Origin of the sequence: Sphingobacterium phlebotomi (genome assembly GCF_008180195.1) — a bacterium.
Lineage (GTDB): Bacteria > Bacteroidota > Bacteroidia > Sphingobacteriales > Sphingobacteriaceae > Sphingobacterium > Sphingobacterium phlebotomi.
Genome location: NZ_VTAV01000039.1, coordinates 1 through 1863, shown reverse-complemented (window position 1 = coordinate 1863; position 1863 = coordinate 1). Strand labels below are relative to the sequence as shown.

3 protein-coding genes are annotated in these 1863 nt (G+C 39.3%); all 3 read left to right on the top strand.

The window, feature by feature from the left end; genetic code table 11:
* The coding region (locus FXV77_RS21840; protein WP_222867858.1) for a T6SS effector amidase Tae4 family protein at nt 1-531 on the top strand (531 nt) is incomplete at its 5' end.
* Nucleotides 532-540: 9 nt separating this feature from the next.
* Nucleotides 541-1332: a hypothetical protein gene (locus FXV77_RS21835; protein WP_148921368.1), complete on the top strand. Its 792-nt coding sequence runs from the start codon at nt 541-543 to the stop codon at nt 1330-1332.
* A 179-nt stretch (nt 1333-1511) separates the two neighbouring features.
* The coding region (locus FXV77_RS21830) for a hypothetical protein (protein ID WP_148921367.1) at nt 1512-1863 on the top strand (352 nt) is incomplete at its 3' end.

Below are 1863 nucleotides of genomic sequence, written 5' to 3'. Positions count from 1 at the left end.
GGTTCGGGAGGGGGCGGTATGCCTATATATACCCCGCCGCCAGCTAGTAATGACGTCGAAGCGGATGACTTGCCAACGCTCTGCTTTGATGCCCTTTGGAATTCATATCCGGAAAATGGCCCAGACGGCAACCCTGCACATCCAAGTGGTGATGACTATGCCAATCAATGCGCTATTCGAGTTGGGTCTGCAATGCAAGAGGTTTATGATATAGATTTTAGCAGTTATGGTGAAGAATATGATGACCCTCTTTCTTCGGAAGGGTATCCGATCAGAGCTACTAATCTCAAAAATTATATTGTAGATGACTTTGAATCAAAAGGGATGGGAAGTAGTATAAAGACGTTTACATCGGAAGATGACTTTTTAAACTCAGATTCGTATGGCCAAACTGGCTTTATTTTTATGAGAGGAGGAGGTGCTAATCATATTGATATGTATAATGCAGGCCAGATAGGATCATTATGGCTTAATAATCCCACTGAGATAGTTTTCATTCCTGTAAGTAATGCCGGTTGTCAATCCGAATGATAATATGTTATGAAAAATATAGTAATATTATTCGTTTGGGGCCTTTCCTTTTTCCTGGCAGGAGCTCAAGAAAAACCTCGACAGGTCACCGTAAAGAATCGTCCTAACGCAATATGGTTCAATGAAGGGTTGGCTGATAGCCTTAAAAGTAAGCGGACTTTGCATCTTGACAATACATCTCCTATACAGGCGATTATATCCGATCGACAGAATCTGTACATTCGTATTCGAGGCCAGGAAGTTAATACCCTATTGAATTATCGCCAAGGAGAGAAAGCACAATTGTTAGACCTGAAGTTTGACGAAGGAAGTCCCTTATCTAGATATAAGGGACCTAAAGTGTCGGACTTGAAACTTGAAATCCATCCAGATGAAGTTTTTTTAAATATGGTAAGAAATGACGGAATAACAGACACAGTAAAATTTAGACTGCTGAGAGAACCTTTATCAAGAAAAGATTTTCGTGAGATTTACCAGCTATATTTAATAAGTGGCAAATATATATATGTGGATTCTTTAAATCAAGAAAGTACAGTTTGCTTTAATTTAGATGGAACTGTTTCTGGGCTTGATCATTATAAGAATTGGACTGTTAATGATACAGGAGTGCCAAAACCAGACAATATGTGGTCTTCAGCTAAAACTAGGCTCACGCTTCGTGGTAAAACGACTAAAAGTTATTACATCGAGCTAGAACCTCATACTAGAATATGGTATTTATATGATTTTGAAGTAGACAGAAGGAACGTTATTCATCTTAAGGGAAATGCACGAGGGAAGTTGATTTCGCCAATTAATTAAGACTACTTATAACTAGGATATATAAAAAATATGGAAATATCATTATGTGATAATTAACCTCGATTCGAATTTCATGTGGGAGGCAACTAAATAATACCCGGACACCCTATGGCGTATTATTTTATATCCAAAAAGGAATGTGAATTAATCGTTGACATGTAGTATGAGATTAAAAGTTAATGGAACATTATATCATCACAAGCGATATACAGCTTTATAACACAAGGGACAATACTAGCCCCATAAGAGCCCGAAACCTCAAGTGTAATACGGAGAACTTTGTCCGGACATTTGGGGTGGATGTTTCGGATGTTGAAAAAGACTGGTTTATTGCTAATGTAGCGGCCTGGGCACATTTTTACAAAAATTCTTCGGAGGCGTTCTGTCTGATAACAGAGGAAGGTGTCGAGCTACAGACAAGTCTGGAAGAGATGGATGTCGCGTTGCGGGCGACCAGCACTCCCTGGGATGTGCTGTTCCCGTATGACAAGATACATCATAAAGCCGAAAACCTTCCACTTTCGATAAGCC